Consider the following 19,018-nt stretch of genomic DNA (forward strand, 5'->3'; position numbering starts at 1 on the left):
AAATAAAAAAACCGCCCGAAGGCAGTTTTCATATGAATGTTATTAAATTGGATGTTATTATTGGTCCCACCAGACTTTTGAAGTATTTTTATCTTCAGCAGGCAATAATCCCTGGACTCCTTTTAAATAATTGGCATTATTAAAGTTAGCCTCTTCTACCGGATACCTTAATCTCCTCGGAATTACTCCTCCATTTACAGCACTTGGGGCAGGCAATAAAGCCGGGAAACCTGTTCTTCTGAATTCAGCCCAGGCATCAAAGCCGTTCAGAAACAGAGCAATCCACTTTTCTTCGCCTATTACTCTTTCGGCACCGAATAATGCTATGTCAGCCACTCTGGCTCCGGCGTATGCTGCAGCTCCGGGAGTAATCTTAGTTCCGCCAAAAGGATTTGTGGAAGGATTATAGGCATTGGTATTCAAAACATAATGATCATCCAAAGTATTATAATTCAAAACAATTCCATTGGTGAGCATATCGGAAACAGCTTCACCTGTCCAGCCTTTTGCTGCTGCTTCAGCTCTGTTTAAATAAGTATATCCTGCCGTCATTAAACTAATAGCCGAGCTGCTGCTCCTAAATTTCACACTAATGGTGGTGACTCCCGATGTTGAATAGCCGGCAGCAGCCAAATCATTGGAATTATACCCGTATGGTAATCCGACGGCTGACATTTTTCCTGTGTTGGCATATAACGTCAATCTCGTATCCGGGGTATGGTTTGACGTCCTGTTAAAAGTATTACCGGACCCTTTCATAGATTCTACCAGTTCTCTTGAAATTCTATAATCAGCTGATCTGAAATCCGAGAAAGGGTTGGGATAAGAGTTTCCCGGCGCTATGGTAAACCATGCCTCATCAGCTACGGTCTCGATTACCCCGGCAGAATTGGATAGGGCATCCTTAAATTCAGTAGCGGCGTACCCTGTGGCTGCCGGATATTTCTTAGATAATTGCAATGTTGCCTGAAGCAGTACTGAATTGGCTAGTTTTTTCCATTTATTTAAGTTCCCGTAAAATAGAATATCCCCTGCAGGACTTGTTGATGAAGTATTTAAAAGATCCCTTCCGCTTTTAAGATCTGCAATAATAGCTTCATATACAGCTTTCTGACTATCATATTTTGGTAGAAATATATCTGATGTTGCTTTTGCGGCTTCCGAAAAGGGAGCATCACCATAGGTATCAGTAAGCCTTTTCATGATAATAGCCCTGAAAATTTTAGATACCCCAATCATGTTTTCTGCGCTTCCCTGCAGTAATATTTCCGGAGAAGGATTATTAGAATATCCAGAAATAATTTCATTCAGATTATTAATCTGATTTACATAATATCTTGCCCACGCCCCGGGAGTGTCACCATACGTCTGTTCTGTAGTGTAAACCACCTGTGACTGGTATTGGGAAAACAGGATGGGCATCATCTGGTATGCGTTGCTGCCATCGCCTCCATTTTGTCCAAAATTCATAATTGCACCTGCCAATAAAGATTTGTAATTGGCTGAATAGATGGCATACTGGTCTTTATTAAAATCATCACTATAATTTTCATTGTTACATGAAAGAGCAACACCCAAGAGTAGTGAATAAAGCCCTAATTTGTTTAATCTGCTCATAATTTGTTTTTTCATTTTACTATTTTTAAAAATTTATTCTCACATTAACTCCAAAACCTTTGGTGGACGGTAATTGTCCGTTTTCTCCGTAATTTTCAGAAAGCTCTGAAGGGTCAAATCTATGGGTGTTGTCCTTCGAAACGGAAATCAGCCATGGATTTCGTGCTGTTACTCCAACTGACATATTGGAAATTCCGGTATTGGTAAACAGTGATTTTGGCAATTGATAATTCAAAGCTACTTCTCTCAGCTTAACATAACTGGCACTATGAATAAATGGCTCCGCAATTCTATTGGCATGGAATTGTTTAAAATAATCACTGGCCTCAACATAAGTGTCTACCAGTGCTCCTGTAGTGCTTACCCCTGTCACTCTTACTCCTCCTCCGTCAGCAACGGCATCTCTTACGTTATGTCCTCTGTCATTCATAGCAGCGGTTTCTTCCAGTAACCCTCCCGAATTACCCCACTGTTCTGAAAGTGAGAAGAACTTGCCTCCTTTTTGAAAATCAATAGTAAAGCTTAAACTTATTGATTTATAGCTCAATGTATTGTAAAAGCCTCCTGTAAATTCGGGTAATATACTTCCGAAAGCCATATTAGGCTCATATTCATAAAGTCCCTTGGCATTAATGACAGCATTACCGTTTTGATCTCTTTTAATCCCTGTACCATAAAGCTGCCCCCACTCTAATCCTTCTTTTTGGAGTACGGAGACATAACTGAATGAACTGGAGTTTCCATACTGGATAGATTCAAGATTGTCATTCACTTTTAAAATTTTTGATTTATTTACTGCCCAGTTAATTGAAGTGGTCCAGCTAAATCCATTTTTTAAACAGGTCTCCTGAGAGCGACAGCTCTACTCCTTTTCTTCTGGCATTTGCTGAATTGATTAAAATATCCAGTTTTCCTGTAGAAGAAGCTAAAGTTACCGGGATGGGTTCATTTTTTCTGGTTTCATTGTAATAAGTAGCTCCAAAGGAGAGTCTGTTTTTTAAAAATTTTAAGTCTATCCCTATTTCTTTATTTTCATTGAGGGCAGGCTTTAAACCTTTACCAATAATTCGGGTGGGAAACCATGCGGTCTGATATAAATTATTTCCTACCGTTAGAGGTTGATTTCCATTTCTATATTTTGGGTTTGTAAGTGTGGCTGTTAAGTCGGCCGGAATCTGTGCAAAACCTGCTCTTAATTTTAGATAAGTAAGAGTATTATTTTTGGGAAGTAAATTATGCACCAAAACACTGGCTCCTACTGAATAACTTACAAATGAATTATCACTGTTCAAGTAAGCCGAATTAATATCATTCCTTATAGAAGCGTCCACAAAATAAGTATCTTTATACCCTGCTGATGCCGAGGCATATAAAGATTTGTATTGTTGTTTATAATCATAAGGGCTTGCAATAATTGGAATGTTTGTATTTTTAAAATTAAACACATCCGTTGTTAAAAGCCACTGGGTTGTTCCGGTAACACCCATCAACTGCGAATTACCATCCCATCGCCTGTTTGTAATATTAGCTCCGCCAATAGCGGTAAGATCGATTTTATCAAACTTCTTTTGATAAGTCAAGCGTCCTTCATACTGATCTTCGGTATACTGACTTTCACTGATCCCAAAACCGTTAAGCAGCCTCAGGTACCCGCCCGGTGTTGCTGATCCTGTTCCGGACCCGTTCTTAGATAACGAATTCGGCATAAAGTATCGGTTTGTTGATTCGTTCTGTGTCCTTGAAAAAGAAACCCTGGCAGTCAAACCTTTAGCAATCTTATAAGACGGAGCTACAGACAATAATAACGTATTCCGGTCTGTATAATTTCTGAAATTTTTCATCCAGGTATACGGATTGATCCAGAATGCAGGTTTCGCTTTAAAACTTGTAGGTGAATAATCATCGGGGCCCCACCAGTTCCAACTTGCAGAGTACCCCTCCGGAGTTTTTAGATCCTGCAGCTCCCGTAATTTTCTCATATCTATATCCCTACCAAACCACTGGTTAAATGAGCCGGATGTCTGATTGCTGTAACCATCATCAAAATCTCCTGTCACTTTCCCGTCTGAATAATTCACAATCGCATCTACAGAGAATCGATCATTAAATTTATAAGAGCCGTTAAGATTCAGATAATTTCTCTTTAGGGAGGTATACGGAGTGATCCCGTTTTGGTTTAGGTTCGTAAAAGACAGTCTTGCAGTAAATGCTTCATTACCTCCTGCGACAGAAATCGAGTTCTTGTAGGTAAGAGCTTTATCATAAAAGTCTTTTACGTTATTGGGATGTGCTTCGTATTTTGCCGTTTTTCCGAAATAGGGGCTATCTTTCCACCAGGCATACCAGGGAATGTAATCCTGGCCGTCCATTTTTGGGCCCCAGGATTCATCGATATAATTATTATCGCCTGCCAGATATCTTTTTCCATGGAATACTTCCCATTCTGCCGGCATTGTTGCAGGATTAAATACAAAGGTTTTAAAGGATGCATTACCTTCTGCCCCTTGCCCATACTGGTTCTGGAATTTCATCGTCCTTGCCACAATGTCTACAGTGGTCGTAGAGTTGAGTTCTACACTGAGTCTTCGCTTACTTCCTTTCTTTGTTGTCATAACGATCACTCCATACTGAGCCCTCACTCCATACAATGAGGTTGCATTGGGTCCTTTCAGTACATTTACCGATTCAATAATATCCATATCAATCGTATTAGGATCAATGATGACTCCGTCTAATACATAGATAGGATCAGCATCACTCAGTAAACTCACCGCCCCCCTTAATCTTAGCTTACCAGTTTCTCCGAGTTTCGAGCCTGCCTGACCGTTTAATTGTACACCGGCAACTTTTCCGACGATAGAGTTCTTAACATCAACATTCTGTGTTAAATTTAAATCTTTGGCTTTTACTGTTTGATTAGCATACGAAAGAGACTTTTCCTCTCTTTTAATTCCGAGTGCAGTCACTACAACCGCATCGATTTCTTTTGTTTCCACTGTATCTTTCTTCTGTTGCGCTTTTGCGACCGCTATGGAAGAAGTCAACACCAAAACAACAAGACTTGTTGTCAGTTTCTTCATATCAGATAAATTTTTGTATCCCAGCAAATTTGTTAAACTTTCTTAACAAGTCAAAGAAAAAAGAAAAAAAATTACAAAATCATCAATAAAACAAACTAAAAAGTATTAAATACTTAAATAAATACATTAAAAACATTAATATTTAAAATAAACATAACACATTCTATATAAAACAGAATAGCTTTTTTTAATAAATCCTCTTTTGCTCTACCTTAAAAATGTTACAAACTATTGATTTATGACGAATCAATAAACAAACTTATCAATTCAAAGAAACTACCGCTTGCATCAGCACACAAAAAAACCGCCCGAAGGCGGTTTTTTCATATGAATGTTAAAATACTAAAATTTGTTTTGGTATTAATTGATATCCCAGAACAGCTTTGTTGTTGCTTTGTCACCTCCGATTGCACTTGCAGCAGCAGATACATTGGCGTTGTTAGTAACATATTCCTGATCAGAATATGGCATTCTGAAAGGAATACCTCCAATATAAGATGATGGCGGAGCAGTAAGCACAGGATAATCCAATCTTCTTGTAAAGTTCCACGCGGCAAAAGGACTATTCCACATAGCAATCCAACCTTCATAACCGATTGACTGTTTCCAGTTGGCAGCATTGTAAGGATTGGCTAGAACATAAGCATCTGCTTCAGCATCAGAGATCCCGTTTTCTTTCATAGAAGCTTTGACAGCATCTGCATATAACGTTGCTGCTGTTCCCCCGCTTACACTATATCCTCTCTGAGCGGCTTCAGCCTTTAAGAATAAAACTTCAGTGTAACTTAGCAAATTAGCCGGTGCATTACCAGTTAAGAATGTCGGATTTACATGAGAGTTATTTGCAAAAGAGTTTTGCGTTCCGTAAGTACCTCCTTTATATATACCTCCTACTTGAGTAAAGTAAGCTGCTCTTCTAGGATCAGATTTAGCATTCATCGGGTTAACGATCACATTTGACGGAACAAAGTCATTTCGGCCTGCTGCTACCAAATCATCAAATAAAGGATTGGTAAATGTGTTCCCATCAAATCTCAAAGAATAAGAATCTTCTGCTGAAGACAATACACCTCCACTGATAGCGCTTTCTGCGGCAGCTTTGGACGTAGCAGGATCTACATCTGCCAGATTAATGGCGAGCCTGAGTTTTATAGAATTTGCTAATTTAAGCCACTTTGTCATATCTCCTTTATACACCAAATCTTCAGGATAACCTCCCTTCGCTGTATGAATTTTTGCGACTGCTGCATTTAATCTTGAAATAAGGTCCAAATAAATAGTCTTTGCGTCATCATATTTGGGAGATTTGATGGTTTCAGCCTGTAATGCTTCTTTATAAGGAACATTCCCAAACGTATCTACAATGTTTTCCCAGGTGAAAATAGAAGCAATTTCCAAAGTTGCCCATTTATTGTCCACGACTTCAGGATCTGCATTTATTTCATTCGGAAGATCTTTTTTAGCCTGCTCAAGTGGTGCTAATGTATAGACATACATTCTTCTGAAGTGATTTCTAGGTTGGTTTCTAGTCGTCAAATTATAGTTTGTTTCCTGCGTATACGTTGTTTCAGTCCACTGTTGAGTAAAGAAACGGTAGTTATTGAAATTGACACTTCCAGTGTACGTATAATAAAACCCCTGATACATACTTGTAGCTAACATATTTCCTGAGGGCACACTGGATGGGTGCTTCGGATCTTCATTTAAAGAAGTAATATCGCTCTGACATGAATTAACCATGAACATTGAAGCAACAATTCCTCCCGCGTATAATAGTTTTTTGAAATTTTTCATTTTAAATGGTCTTAAATTTTAGAATTTAAATGTGAAGTTTACTCCAAGTTCTCTGGTAGTAGGCAGTGATCCTACTGATGATCCGTATGAATACAAGCCTCCCATTTGCGAAGATTCCGGATCGGCATACGGAAGATTCTTATGAATGATCCAAAGGTTTCTTCCTACAATGGATATTTTAGCATCATTCATAAACGTATTGGCCAGTAAACTTTTCGGAAGAGAATAGGTAATACTTGCCTCTCTTAATTTTACATAAGATCCGTCATATACATATCTTTTATCCGGAGCAATAGCGTACCCATCATTAGGATTATTACCATATTCATTAGGATCAACGCCACTTACAGCAGTTGTATTTACCTGTCCATTAGGATTAACTCCTGCCAGTACCGGTGTACCTGTTCTGTACCCATCCACAGCTGTTTCTGGGAATAATCCACTTGCAAGTCCGTAATACATATCTGATGAAAATACATCACCTCCATGGCGAACATCAATCAAAAAACTTAATGAAAAGTCCTTATATCTGAATGAGTTTCTTAAACCTCCGGTCCATTTGGCCTGTACATTTCCGATCACTTTATTATTTTCAGTCTGGTATAATCCTGACGTTGGATCAACTACTTTTTCACCATTCAAATATACGTAATCACTTCCATAAATATCACCCCATTGATTGCCGACTGAGGCTACAATAGAGGCACCCCCTACTAGACTCACCAATTGATATACCTGTAAACCTTCAGCCAGCTCAACCACTTTACTTCTGTTTCTGGCCCAGTTTGCATCGATATCCCATGCAAAGTCTTTATTTTTTATCGGGCTGATTCCCAAATGCAATTCAATCCCTTGGTTATTAATCTGCCCTGCATTAATTGCAGCTCCTAAACTTCCGGAAGCAGCCGAAATATCAGGAGAGATCAGCTGGTCAAATGTTTTTGTATCGTAATATGCTGCATCAAAAACAATTCGGTCTCTTAAGAAGTGAACTTCAGTACCTACTTCAAATTCTCTCGAACGCTGTGGCTTCAGATTGTCATTTTTCAGTATTGTTTGTGGTCTGTAAATATTTATATTTCCATTTCCTGTATTAAAATAGCCCGCTGTATAATAAGTATATTTTAATTGATACGGATCGGCAGTTCCCCCTACTTCTGCAAAGTTCCCCCGTACTTTCCAAAAATTCATTACCGATTTTTGAGATTTTAAAAGTTCTGATAAAATCAGGGAACCGGAGACTGAACCATAGGTATATTTATTATTTCCATCCGGTAAAGTTGAGCTGACATCTCTTCTTATTGTCCCGTCCAAATAGAAGATTTTATTGAAGTCGAATGAAGCCGTTGCATATAAACTATTGGTTTGTGTTGTCGCTTCAAATTCTACAGGATTCAGAAGCGGGGCTTTCGAGTTGTCTAATGAATAGTAGCCTGCCGTGATCAGTCCTCCCTCTGTCGAAGCTTCGATAGTGCTTTCATAGTTTCTTCTAACGTTTCCTCCCGCAATACCGCTTATGTTCAGCCAAGATGTAAGATCATATTTATAGTTTGCAAATACATCATAATTAGTCTCACTTCTTTTCAAATCGTATCTGTGATATCCTGAGCCGACTGCTTTGCCTGATACCCCGAAATTCTGAGGATAAGATCCCGGAGCCAATCTTCTTTCAAAAACCAGATTTGTATTATCATAGCTTAATTTACCTGTAATATTGATATGGCTATCAAGATCATAAGTTAATTGAGCATATGAGAATGTTCTTGTTCTGTCATCGGTAGAATAATTCTGATAACGTTGGAAATAGGGATTGTTCCAGAAAGCAGGCTTACCGTTTGTATCACTTACCCTGTTCCACGTCACGTTTCCATAGTTGTTAGCAAGTGTAGGACTTCCCACATTATTGAAATAAGAATTTTTTAAAGATTCCAAATCGACATTCGTTTGCCACCATTGTCTGAAACCTGTTACAATATTATCATTATATCCTGTTTCCGTTCTACCTGTAGTTCCCTGAAGAGTTAAAGTTGAATAAACAGTGGCATGTAATTTTGGATTTAAATCATAATTGATCTTTGTAGAGATTGTATTTTTTCTTAAATCCGAATTAGGCAATAGACCATTGGAAATATTGTTGTCATAAGTTAAATTAAAATTGAATCCTTTAGTTCCTTTAGAGAGTGAAATGGAGTTAACAAATGACATCGGAGTTTCAAAAAACTTGAGAGGCCCGTTTTTAGCAGCTACCCAGGGAGTCGCCTTATTAAAGTTAGGTGATTTCGGATCGAAAGAATCCCATTGGTATACTAACAAATTAGGATCATAGGCCGGTCCCCATGAAGCATCATCTCCGAAATTAGCATAATTGATACCATTTCCATCATCTCCATATTCAAAAGATGGCTGATATCCTGCTCCATATCTAGTCTGGTATTTAGCAAAGGTAGATTTATCTACAAAACCTCCCTGTACCGAGGAAGATAAAGTGATCCCCCAGGATTTATCGTCTTTTCCTTTACCATTTTTGGTTGTAATGACAATTACCCCATTGAGTCCTCTTTCTCCATATAAAGCAGAGGCTGCTGCTCCTTTTAAGACGTTTACCGACTCGATATCTTCCTGGTTAATATCGGAAAGGGCATTCCCCAGATCATATCCTCCGTTTTGGTTACCGAAAGAGGTAGATGAGTTATTAACTGGTGATCCATCAATAACAATGAGGGGATTACTTCCTCCCAGAGATTTTACACCACGAATAACCAGGTTAGCTGACCCTCCGAAGTTGGAGTTTGTATTTACATTAAGACCGGCCACTTTACCGGAAAGCTGAGAAGCTATATTACCCGTATTGGTGGTCCCTTCGAATAATTTATCTGCTTTTACTTCCTGAGAAGCATAACCGAGAGATTTTTTCTCTCTTTTAATACCGAGTGCAGTCACTACCACCGCATCGATTTCTTTGGTTTCCACTGTATCATTCTTCACCTGTTGGGCATAAGCCACAGCTAGGGATGAAGATAGTACTAAGACAAGCACACCAGCTGTTAGTTTCTTCATATCAAATTAATTTGTTGTACCATGCAAATTTGTAAAACTTTCTTAACAAGACAAAATAAAATCATAAAGAAATTACTATTTCTATCATAACTACTATAATTTTCTTAATTTTGCATGATAAATAATCTTAAAAATTATGGATTTGCTAAAGAAGTGGACGGATATTTATATTGAAGCAGGATGTGATGAGGTGGGAAGAGGATGTCTCAGTGGTCCGGTAGTTGCAGCAGCAGTTATTGTGGATGATGATTTTAAGCAAAATTTAGTTAATGATTCCAAAAAGTTAAATTTCAAAACCCGGATGGAACTGGACAGTTATATAAAAGATAATGTTAAAAATTATGCCATTGCAGAACTTCCACCATCTTTCATAGACGAACATAATATACTGAATTCCAGTATACATGCCATGCATCAGGCACTGGATCAGCTTACCATACGGCCCGAACTTATTTTAGTGGACGGCAATAAATTTCATCCCTATAATTACATTCCTCATCAGTGTATTATCAAAGGAGATTCAAAAGTTTTATCTATTGCAGCGGCTTCGATTTTAGCTAAAAACTACAGGGACCAACTGATGATTGAGCTTCATGATGAGCATCCTGAGTACGGATGGAATACCAATTTCGGATATGCTACAAAAAAACACCAGGAGGCCCTGATAAAGCATGGTCCCACGAAACATCACCGTTTTTCATTCCGATTGAAGTACGACTAAAATCACCACCGTTTGAATTATAAAGTTTTCAACATTAGGTGATGTAATTTAAAATCTGTCTAAATAAAAAAGGAGAAGCAATATTTACTTCTCCTTTTTCGTTATACAAGATTAATTATCTATTTTTTCTTTCTTTGCTGTTCTTGTGATTTTTGCTGTTCCTGCGCCTTCTCCATCATTTCTCTCATTCTCTTCTGGAATTTTCCTTCAGCTTTCGGCTTTTCTTTATTGGCCTGAATCTGGGCATGAATTTTCTTTTCATCCAGAATCACATATTTAATGACCAGGATAATTAAGATATTAATCGCATTGGATACGAAGTAATACCACGAAAGACCCGATGCCGATGTATTAAGGAAGAATAGGAATGTAATCGGGAAAATATACATCAGTACCTTCATATTCGGCATTCCCTCCTGTTGAGGCTGCTGCATATTTCCTGAAGTCATCACCGTGTAAATTAAAATGACAATCGTACACGCAATGGCAAAAACACTTAAGTGATCTCCTAAGAACGGTACCTTAAACGGTAATTTAATCAGGTCATCGTACGCAGTAAGATCTTTGGCAAACCAGAATCCCTGTCCTCTCAGATCGATAAAGTTCGGGAAGAAACGGAATAAGGCATAGAAAATAGGAATCTGCACCAAAGCCGGTAAACATCCCGCCATCTGATTAACGCCTGCCTTTCGGTAGATCTCCATGGTCGCCTGCTGCTTCTTCATTGGGTCGGCATCCTTAAACTTAGCATTTGCTTCATCGATCTCCGGACGAATCACTCTCATCATGGCACTCAACTTATGTTGTTTATACATGATCGGTGATAAGATCAGCTTCACGATAATAGTCATTACAAAAATTACCCAACCTGCGGATAATCCCCAGCCAGCGATAATCCCGTACATCCACATAAAGAAGTAACGGTTCATCCATCCGATGAAGGACCAGCCTAACGGTAAAATTTCATCAAAGTTTTTATCGTAGGATTTAAGTAACGGTAAATCAAGCGGCATAAAATACCAGGTGAAATCCTGATTCAGTTCGCTTCCTGTCATCTGAACAAAACCTTCATAATTCAGTTTTTTCAGATATTCTCCCTCTTCAATCGTTTCCTGGTTTCCTTTACTCTGGGTAAACCCGTTTTTGGCCTCGATCACAGAAGCAAAGAACTGCTGTTTTACCCCAATCCAGTTAAGGGTTTCTTTTTCTTCATCCATCGTCGTCCTTCCATCGTAATCATATTTTTTATAATTATCGAAAGCATAGGAAAACTCAGAGTGAGACTGCTCCTGCGCTCTACCCTTTTCCAGATTTCTCACACTGTAATCCCAGATGAAATCTGCCTTATTATCAGATGTAATTTTAGCAAGGCCCTGAGTTCTTACTTTAAAATCAAGGGTATATTTCGGAAGTAATGTATAGATAAACTGAACAACAGCTCCGTTATAATTCGCGGTCATCGTCACTGAATTCCCGTTAACAGCAGGAGCAAATACCAAATCCTTGGTATTGATCACCTTTCCTGTTTTATCTTTAAACTGGAAACCGTAATTGGAATTATTTTTATTGATCAGATAAAGCGGAAGATCTGCTTTATCACTTTTATGATCGTATGCTTTGTATTCTGCCAGTTCTACTTTAGAAACCTGACCTCCCAGACTGGCAAATTCAATTTTCAATTCGTTATTCGCCAGATTGGCAGTCTGAATCGCGCCGGGAGTTACATTAGGATTGATATTGCTTGCCTGAGTTTGTTTCACGGCAGTTTTTGCCTGTTCAGTTTTTTGCTGCTGAGCTTTTACCTCTTCTTCTTTCGATTGTTTGTTTTGGAAATAAAACATAAAACCGAAAAGAACCAAACATAAAACCGCAAAACTAATCATTTGACTTTTATCGAGTCCGTTGTTCTGTTGCATTTTATTTTTATTAAAAATTTTTACCTATTGATCGTATGTAGCTGTCCTACATTTTGAGTCGACAAAAATACTGTTTTTTTATCAAAACTCTATGGTATAATCCATTACTATATCATAAACTCAGGCTGAGAATAATCAGTCTGAGTATATTAATGACGTTTACCGATAATATATTACTTTTTTGGGCAGAAAATATAACTAAGTATGCCATGATGATCAGGAAGATCTATGATTTGTTAAATTAAATAAAATCCTGTCTTGAAAATATTAACCAAGACCATCAACAATCAAATGTATATCAAAGATAAATGTCCAAGATGTTAATAATATAATTATGGACATTTCCGGAAATGCTTATCAGGCAGTCGCCATAATCCTATTTTTGACAATAAGATACATCCTTATATTTGCTCCTGAAAAAAAACATTATGAAAATAAATATTTGGAAAGTTTTTGGTATTTTATTGATAATATTTATCGATGGTGCAAAAGCACAGAATACAGTAGAGCAATATAAGATTGATTCTTTAATTTACATTCATAAAAGTATTGAATTTAAAAAAGATACCATTAATTTTTTAGAGATAGCAAAACCTTCAGTCCATCAGGAAAAGAAAGATTTGATATTTTTTCTGCAGGGTTCAGATCCGTCCCCTTTAATTTCAGAAGATGACAACGGAAAATTCTTACTGCTCCCCTTTGACTTAAAAGAATTATCGGACAATACTGTCTTTGTCATCATTTCCAAACCTAAAATTCCTGTTTACCAACATTTCAAAGATCTGGATGACCATTTTAAAATTGATGACCAAAAGATATTAACTGAATATATGAAACGAAATACCCTGAAATATTTAGCGGATGAAGTCAATGTCCTGGTCAGGAAATATTCCAGGGATAACAGAATTAAAAACATTTATGTGATCGGGCATTCACAGGGAGGGAGAATCGCCTCTCATATTAAGAAGAACAGGATTAAAAAAATGGCCGTCTTATCCGTCAACCTTTTGGGACGCTACGAAGAAAGCATAAATAAGTTAAGGTATGAGGAAATTTCTAAACAGGATAGTTTGGTTAATAATAAAATAGAAAAAGAATATAAGTCATTTGACATTTTAAAAGGTAGAAAAACTTTTAAAAATACATTTGAGGACTTATCTTTAAAATCTTATAAGACATTTACTTTCCCAAGCACTTTTAACCAGATACTGAAGATTGAAATACCTGTTCTGGTTGTATACGGAACCAACGATATTGGGGTTTGCTTAACCAATGATATGGTCAGATTACAGTTAATGGAAAAAAACAAAGAAAATATTCATTTTAAGACCTATCCTCTCCTGAACCATAATTTTGAAAAACGAAATCCGGGTACACACGAAAATGAAACGCACTGGCAAAGGGTATTAAAGGAGACCATCATCTGGCTGAAAAAAGATTAAATGATTTTATCATAAAAAAACTCAGGCTAAATTTGCCTGAGTTTTTTATTTTATATCAAATTTATTTCGGTGTACAAGCCTTGATAAAGGCTCTGAATAAAGGATGCGGTGTTGCGACCGTACTTTTATATTCCGGATGATATTGTACTCCTACATAGAATGGGTGATCCGGCATTTCCAATGCTTCAACCAGTCCCGTTTCCGGGTTGGTACCCGTTGCCATGAAGCCGTTATTTTCAAATTCAGCAATATAATCACTGTTGAACTCGTAACGGTGGCGGTGTCTTTCGGTAATATGCTTCATGCCGTAAATATCGTTTAGTGCTGAACCGTTCTTTAAGGAACATTTCCAGGCTCCAAGACGCATTGTCCCACCTTTATCCACAACATTTTTCTGCTCTTCCATTAGGGAAATCACTGGATGTTCCGTAGAAGTATCGAATTCCATGGAGTTGGCTTTTGAATATCCTAAAACATTTCTTGCAAATTCAATCGTCATGATCTGCATTCCCAGACAAATTCCCAACATCGGAACTTTATTTTCGCGGGCGTACTGAGCGGTTAATACTTTTCCTTCGATTCCTCTGTCGCCAAAACCAGGTGCCACAAGAATTCCGTCTACTCCCTGTAAGGTATCTTTAATATTTTCAGAAGTAATTTCTCCACTGTAAACCCATCTTATTTTCACCTCCGTTTCAAGATCTGCTCCTGCATGTTTAAAAGCTTCTGCAATAGAAATATAGGAATCCTGGAGAGATACATATTTTCCGACTAAGGCAATTTCAATGGTCTTTTTAGGGTTCTGGAATTTGTTCAGGAAGCTTTTCCAGTCTTTCAGATCTGCTTCTTTATCACTTGTAAGATCCAATTCTTTAAGAACCACATCATCAAAGTTCTGTTTCTGAAGATACATGGGAACTTCATAAATGGTTTCCAGATCTTTACATTCAATCACATTATCTAAGGAAACATTACAGAACTGAGCCAGTTTGGCTCTCTGATCTTTTGGAATCGTGTGCTCAGTTCTGCACACCAGAACATCCGCCATAATTCCACTTTCCATCAGCTGACGAACAGAATGCTGCGAAGGTTTTGTTTTTAGTTCTCCGCTTGAAGCAAGGTAAGGCAATAAGGTCAGGTGAATGACCATAGAATTCTTCTCTCCCAATTCCCACTTCAGCTGACGGACCGTTTCTATGTAAGGCAGAGATTCAATATCTCCTACCGTTCCTCCGATTTCCGTAATAATGATATCGTAGTTCTGTTTGGATAAAATTTTAATTCTGCGCTTGATTTCGTTGGTGATATGCGGAATTACCTGAACTGTTTTTCCAAGAAAGTCTCCTTTTCTTTCCTTTTCAATAACCGTCTGGTATATTTTGCCTGTGGTAACATTGTTATTCTGAGAAGTCGGAGCATCCAGGTAACGCTCGTAGTGACCTAAATCCAGATCTGTCTCTGCACCATCTTCAGTTACATAACATTCTCCGTGTTCATAAGGATTCAGTGTTCCCGGGTCGATATTGATATAAGGATCCAGTTTCTGAATAGTTACATTAAAGCCGCGTGATTTTAGCAGAAGTCCCAGAGAAGCAGAAACGATTCCCTTTCCCAAAGATGAAGTTACACCTCCTGTCACAAAGATGTACTTTGTATTCTTTTTACTCATTAGATTAGGTTTGTGCAAAGTTAGGGGAAAAAGAAATACAAGTCAATTTTTTGTTGAATAATAAATAATCATTATATTTACTATTGATTATCAGTTTAATAAAAATGTCAACAATAGATAAAAAACATATAAATGAGTCTATAAAAAATTCTCTGGAAATTCAAAAGCCTCTTTATATTTTTAGAGAAGAAATTTCAATTCCTATTGGCAGCGGATATTATAGCATTAATAATTCCAGGGCAATCGCAAAAATCAAAAAATCAGATCTTAGCAAACTTTTTTTTTCAAAAAGAAAGAAAAAAAGATTTCCTATAAGTCGTAGCTCAAGTATGATTCGATTTTATAATAATAATATCACTGTAAAATCACAAAAAGAAAATAAGGCTTTATCTGGTGCAAAATTTATAAGTAAGTATCTTGATTTTTTAAACCTGGATGTTGAAGGAATTAAATATAAAGAAACAAATGAAAGTTACCTTATTGAATTCTTTTATCATAGAGATTATTTTTTAATCGAGTTTTTTCATGATGATGATATCGTTTTGTTAATTCGTAATAATGAAAATGATAACCGAAAGGCATGGGATTTTACAACGGATCAAATTATTAATTTATTACAGGTTATCAAAGAAAACACAGTAATGAAAAATGTGCAAATGTGATGAAATTTGTATTCCAAAAAATTTACATTGGGATATGCGGCCTACTGATGAAAATTTTGAAAATGAAAATTTATATAGAAGAGTAAGAGTACCTATAGATCAAAATAGGATTAAAGAAAAAGAAATTTCGGCAATCATTTTCCCAATAAAAGATGATTCATGTAACAGAGAAAAATATTCAAAACCTATTGATGTTTTATATAATATCAATGCTAAAAATTGTGATGACCATTTTTTCAATTGTGCGATAGTAGGTATAAATTCAAATCATATTTTACCACAATTTTTTACACCTGAAGGCTCTTCAGATATATTTACTTTCCAAATTCTACATTCACCTGTCGAATGTATGTATCCTCATTGTGAAGTTATAGTTTTTAAAAACAACACAAGAGTTTCTGATAATAAGCCCAAGTCAGTTAAAGCATTTATTCGTGATGTCATAATTAAAAACTGTATTATTATAAAAGATTTTGATATTAATGAAAATTCTTCTGTCGGGCAGGAAGTATAAAACAAGAAGGTCCTCAATTTTCATTGAGAACCTTCTTTCCTAAACCAAATTATATATATGAAAACTATTGTTTAATTAACTCAAAATATAAGTTAACGTCAACGTCTTTAGCCACTCCTGCTCCCGTCGGATCATATTTGATATTATAATCTAAACGGTTAACTTTAAATGTTGTCTGAAAACCAAGAACTTCTTTTCCCTGTTGGTTTTTTGTCATGCCTCCGAAGGTAACAGGAACACTGATGTCTTTGGTAACGTCTTTGATGGTCAGCTTCCCTTTTAACAGATAGGCATTATTTTTATCCTTCGTAATCGAAGTAGATTCAAAACTCATATTCGGATATTTTTCACCGTCAAAAAAATCAGGGCTTTTTAAATGCTTATCTCTCATGTCAACCCCTGTATTTACTGAGTTCACATCTACCATGAAAGACATGGTAGCACCGTCAAGATTATTGCCTTTAGTAGCTACCTTTCCGTCAAACTTATCAAATCTTCCCTGCACAAAGCTGATTCCCATATGTTTGATATTGAAATTCACCGAAGAGTGCATCGGATCAACAGCCCATCCCGTCTGCGCAAACCCTACGATGCTTAAAAGTGTTACTATAAAAGTTAAAATTCCCTTTTTCATTGTATAAATTTTTAGATTAATTCCGGAGCAAAGGTAGGTTGTACAAAATACTCCGGCATTGATCTATGTTAGTTTTTTATTTTTTGATGAAATTAATTTTAAATGAATTAGATAAAACGAATACATGATCAGAAATATAATGAATGAATTAACATACATCATTATCATTAACAAGTTTTCCGGGGTTGCATCCGAAAAACACAGAAAAGGATTATTTCCTGAAATAAGCAGGAAAAATAAATAAATGACCTCAAATAAAATGGCCATTCTCAGTACTGAATGATAACTTTTCCTGAAAATAATAACTGTTACCATTCCGATTGCTGTAATGACCGAACAAAAAATCAGAATCAGGTAAGAATACATTCCGAAGCTTCCGCCCGGCAATTTTAAAAATCTCACGGTCCATTCACTGAACAGAGCATTTAAAAGACTCATAACTGTAAATACCACCAGGCTTTTAAGTATAATTTTTCCCATACCTGAAAATTAATTAAAATTCGAAAGAGAAATTGAAAAAAAATTTTGAACTTCGCGGTATGGCAAAATTAAAAACAGCATATTTCTGTCAAAACTGCGGAACACAGTACTCTCAATGGATGGGACAGTGCAAAAACTGCGGAGAATGGAATACTTTGGTGGAAGAAGTGGTAGAAAAAACCAATTCTCATACAACGCCACCTTTCTCAAAAACAAAACAGCACGTCATCAATATTGTTGAGGTTGAAACCAATGAAGAACCGAGAATAAAAACCCCTTCCGAAGAACTAAACCGGGTTTTGGGCGGAGGAATCGTTTTAGGCTCCGTTACTTTAATCGGAGGCGAGCCCGGAATCGGAAAATCGACTCTGCTTCTTCAGCTGGCCCTGAAAATGAAGAAAAAAGTATTCTATGTGTCAGGGGAAGAAAGTGCATCTCAGATTAAAATGAGAGCTGACCGGCTAACGGATGTTCAAAATCCGAACTGCTTCCTTTATACCGAGACCAATCTGGAAAAAATTCTTCATGAAGCTAAAAAACTGGCACCAGATTTCGTAATTATAGATTCTATCCAGACGCTGCAGTCTCAATTGATAGAAAGTTCACCAGGCACGGTCTCTCAAATCCGTGAATGCTCAAATGAGATCATTAAATACGCAAAAGAAAACAGCATTCCTGTCTTTCTGGTAGGTCACATTACAAAAGACGGACAGATTGCAGGTCCTAAAGTACTGGAACACATGGTCGATGTGGTTTTAAACTTCGATGGTGACAGAAATCATCTTTTCAGATTATTAAGAGCCAATAAAAACCGTTTCGGATCCACCTCCGAAATCGGAATTTATGAAATGATTGCTCAGGGCCTGAAAGAAATTAAAAACCCTTCCGAAATTTTAATTACCAAAAAGTTCGAAGAGCTTTCCGGAAATTCGGTAGCTGTAACAATTGAGGGAAACCGGCCGATGCTGCTGGAAATTCAGGCACTGGTAAGTACGGCCGTTTACGGAACTCCCCAGAGAAGTTCTACCGGCTTCGACTCCAAAAGACTCAATATGCTGCTGGCTGTCCTGGAAAAAAGAGCAGGATTTCAGCTGGGAGCCAAAGATGTTTTCCTGAATATTACAGGCGGAATAAAAACGGATGATCCTGCCTTAGATCTCGCTGTCGTTGCTTCTATTCTTTCATCCAATGAAGATATCGCCATTTCTGAACATTACTGTTTTGCCGGAGAAATCGGACTAAGCGGTGAAATCCGGCCGATCGCACAAGCCGAACAGAGAATAACGGAAGCCGAAAAATTAGGATATGAGAAAATTTTTGTGTCTAACTTAAATAAACTTTCCAAGAAAAAATTCGGAATTATTATAGAAGAAGTCAGTAAAATAGAGGATTTTCACGAAAGACTATTTTAACATTAAAAATATTCACTTAA

At 37.1% G+C, this 19,018-nt stretch carries 14 protein-coding genes; 5 read left to right on the top strand and 9 right to left on the bottom strand.

Annotation, left to right across the window (positions count from 1 at the left end; genetic code table 11):
• Positions 1-57 precede the first annotated feature (57 nt).
• From ODZ84_RS11065 to ODZ84_RS11085, 5 genes are all read right to left on the bottom strand, one after another.
• Positions 58-1,632, bottom strand: coding sequence for a SusD/RagB family nutrient-binding outer membrane lipoprotein (locus ODZ84_RS11065; RefSeq protein ID WP_266177149.1), 1,575 nt, complete (start codon positions 1,630-1,632; stop codon positions 58-60).
• 10 nt (positions 1,633-1,642) lie between these two features.
• Entirely contained in the window at positions 1,643-2,389 is a 747-nt protein-coding gene (locus tag ODZ84_RS11070) for a hypothetical protein (protein WP_266177152.1), read from the bottom strand.
• A 49-nt stretch (positions 2,390-2,438) separates the two neighbouring features.
• Positions 2,439-4,697, bottom strand: coding sequence for a TonB-dependent receptor plug domain-containing protein (locus ODZ84_RS11075; protein ID WP_266177154.1), 2,259 nt, complete (start codon positions 4,695-4,697; stop codon positions 2,439-2,441).
• A 360-nt stretch (positions 4,698-5,057) separates the two neighbouring features.
• Positions 5,058-6,491: a SusD/RagB family nutrient-binding outer membrane lipoprotein gene (locus ODZ84_RS11080; RefSeq protein ID WP_266177156.1), complete on the bottom strand. Its 1,434-nt coding sequence runs from the start codon at positions 6,489-6,491 to the stop codon at positions 5,058-5,060.
• An 18-nt stretch (positions 6,492-6,509) separates the two neighbouring features.
• The gene (locus ODZ84_RS11085; protein ID WP_266177157.1) at positions 6,510-9,548 is read right to left on the bottom strand and encodes a SusC/RagA family TonB-linked outer membrane protein; all 3,039 of its coding nucleotides are present in this window, start codon (positions 9,546-9,548) and stop codon (positions 6,510-6,512) included.
• Between the two features lie 136 nt (positions 9,549-9,684).
• Between ODZ84_RS11085 and ODZ84_RS11090 the strand changes: the two genes are divergently transcribed.
• Complete coding sequence (locus tag ODZ84_RS11090) at positions 9,685-10,269, top strand: ribonuclease HII (RefSeq protein WP_266177159.1); 585 nt, start codon at positions 9,685-9,687, stop codon at positions 10,267-10,269.
• Positions 10,270-10,388: 119 nt separating this feature from the next.
• Here the strand turns inward: ODZ84_RS11090 and yidC are convergent, their stop codons facing one another.
• Positions 10,389-12,185, bottom strand: coding sequence for a membrane protein insertase YidC (yidC, locus tag ODZ84_RS11095; RefSeq protein ID WP_266177160.1), 1,797 nt, complete (start codon positions 12,183-12,185; stop codon positions 10,389-10,391).
• Between the two features lie 428 nt (positions 12,186-12,613).
• Between yidC and ODZ84_RS11100 the strand changes: the two genes are divergently transcribed.
• Positions 12,614-13,627, top strand: a complete 1,014-nt coding sequence (locus ODZ84_RS11100; protein WP_266177163.1) for an alpha/beta fold hydrolase — start codon at positions 12,614-12,616, stop codon at positions 13,625-13,627.
• 61 nt (positions 13,628-13,688) lie between these two features.
• On the opposite strand, the gene ODZ84_RS11105 is transcribed toward ODZ84_RS11100, so the two are convergent.
• Complete coding sequence (locus tag ODZ84_RS11105; RefSeq protein ID WP_266177164.1) at positions 13,689-15,296, bottom strand: CTP synthase; 1,608 nt, start codon at positions 15,294-15,296, stop codon at positions 13,689-13,691.
• A gap of 104 nt (positions 15,297-15,400) precedes the next feature.
• On the opposite strand from ODZ84_RS11105, the gene ODZ84_RS11110 reads away from it, so the two are divergent.
• A complete protein-coding gene (locus ODZ84_RS11110) occupies positions 15,401-15,958 on the top strand; it encodes a hypothetical protein (RefSeq protein WP_266177166.1) in 558 nt (185 codons plus the stop codon).
• Positions 15,945-16,472: a hypothetical protein gene (locus ODZ84_RS11115; protein WP_266177168.1), complete on the top strand. Its 528-nt coding sequence runs from the start codon at positions 15,945-15,947 to the stop codon at positions 16,470-16,472. The genes ODZ84_RS11110 and ODZ84_RS11115 overlap by 14 nt, the downstream gene beginning before the upstream one ends.
• A gap of 64 nt (positions 16,473-16,536) precedes the next feature.
• Here the strand turns inward: ODZ84_RS11115 and ODZ84_RS11120 are convergent, their stop codons facing one another.
• Both ODZ84_RS11120 and ODZ84_RS11125 read right to left on the bottom strand, forming a co-directional pair.
• Positions 16,537-17,106, bottom strand: coding sequence for a YceI family protein (locus ODZ84_RS11120; protein ID WP_266177169.1), 570 nt, complete (start codon positions 17,104-17,106; stop codon positions 16,537-16,539).
• 63 nt (positions 17,107-17,169) lie between these two features.
• Positions 17,170-17,586 (bottom strand): hypothetical protein, encoded by a 417-nt coding sequence (locus tag ODZ84_RS11125; protein WP_266177170.1) that lies wholly within the window; start codon positions 17,584-17,586, stop codon positions 17,170-17,172.
• Between the two features lie 59 nt (positions 17,587-17,645).
• On the opposite strand from ODZ84_RS11125, the gene radA reads away from it, so the two are divergent.
• Positions 17,646-18,998, top strand: coding sequence for a DNA repair protein RadA (gene radA, locus ODZ84_RS11130; RefSeq protein WP_266177171.1), 1,353 nt, complete (start codon positions 17,646-17,648; stop codon positions 18,996-18,998).
• Positions 18,999-19,018: the final 20 nt, after the last annotated feature.

The organism is Chryseobacterium fluminis, assembly GCF_026314945.1.
In the GTDB taxonomy this organism is placed as follows: Bacteria; Bacteroidota; Bacteroidia; order Flavobacteriales; family Weeksellaceae; genus Chryseobacterium; species Chryseobacterium fluminis.

Coding starts and splice junctions, on each gene's coding strand:
- ODZ84_RS11105 (WP_266177164.1), bottom strand. CDS start 15,296: ATGAGTAAAAAGAATACAAAGTACATCTTTGTGACAGGAGGTGTAACT.
- ODZ84_RS11065 (WP_266177149.1), bottom strand. CDS start 1,632: ATGAAAAAACAAATTATGAGCAGATTAAACAAATTAGGGCTTTATTCA.
- ODZ84_RS11080 (WP_266177156.1), bottom strand. CDS start 6,491: ATGAAAAATTTCAAAAAACTATTATACGCGGGAGGAATTGTTGCTTCA.
- ODZ84_RS11115 (WP_266177168.1), top strand. CDS start 15,945: ATGTGCAAATGTGATGAAATTTGTATTCCAAAAAATTTACATTGGGAT.
- ODZ84_RS11110 (WP_266177166.1), top strand. CDS start 15,401: ATGTCAACAATAGATAAAAAACATATAAATGAGTCTATAAAAAATTCT.
- ODZ84_RS11100 (WP_266177163.1), top strand. CDS start 12,614: ATGAAAATAAATATTTGGAAAGTTTTTGGTATTTTATTGATAATATTT.
- ODZ84_RS11120 (WP_266177169.1), bottom strand. CDS start 17,106: ATGAAAAAGGGAATTTTAACTTTTATAGTAACACTTTTAAGCATCGTA.
- radA (WP_266177171.1), top strand. CDS start 17,646: ATGGCAAAATTAAAAACAGCATATTTCTGTCAAAACTGCGGAACACAG.
- ODZ84_RS11075 (WP_266177154.1), bottom strand. CDS start 4,697: ATGAAGAAACTGACAACAAGTCTTGTTGTTTTGGTGTTGACTTCTTCC.
- ODZ84_RS11090 (WP_266177159.1), top strand. CDS start 9,685: ATGGATTTGCTAAAGAAGTGGACGGATATTTATATTGAAGCAGGATGT.
- yidC (WP_266177160.1), bottom strand. CDS start 12,185: ATGCAACAGAACAACGGACTCGATAAAAGTCAAATGATTAGTTTTGCG.
- ODZ84_RS11125 (WP_266177170.1), bottom strand. CDS start 17,586: ATGGGAAAAATTATACTTAAAAGCCTGGTGGTATTTACAGTTATGAGT.
- ODZ84_RS11085 (WP_266177157.1), bottom strand. CDS start 9,548: ATGAAGAAACTAACAGCTGGTGTGCTTGTCTTAGTACTATCTTCATCC.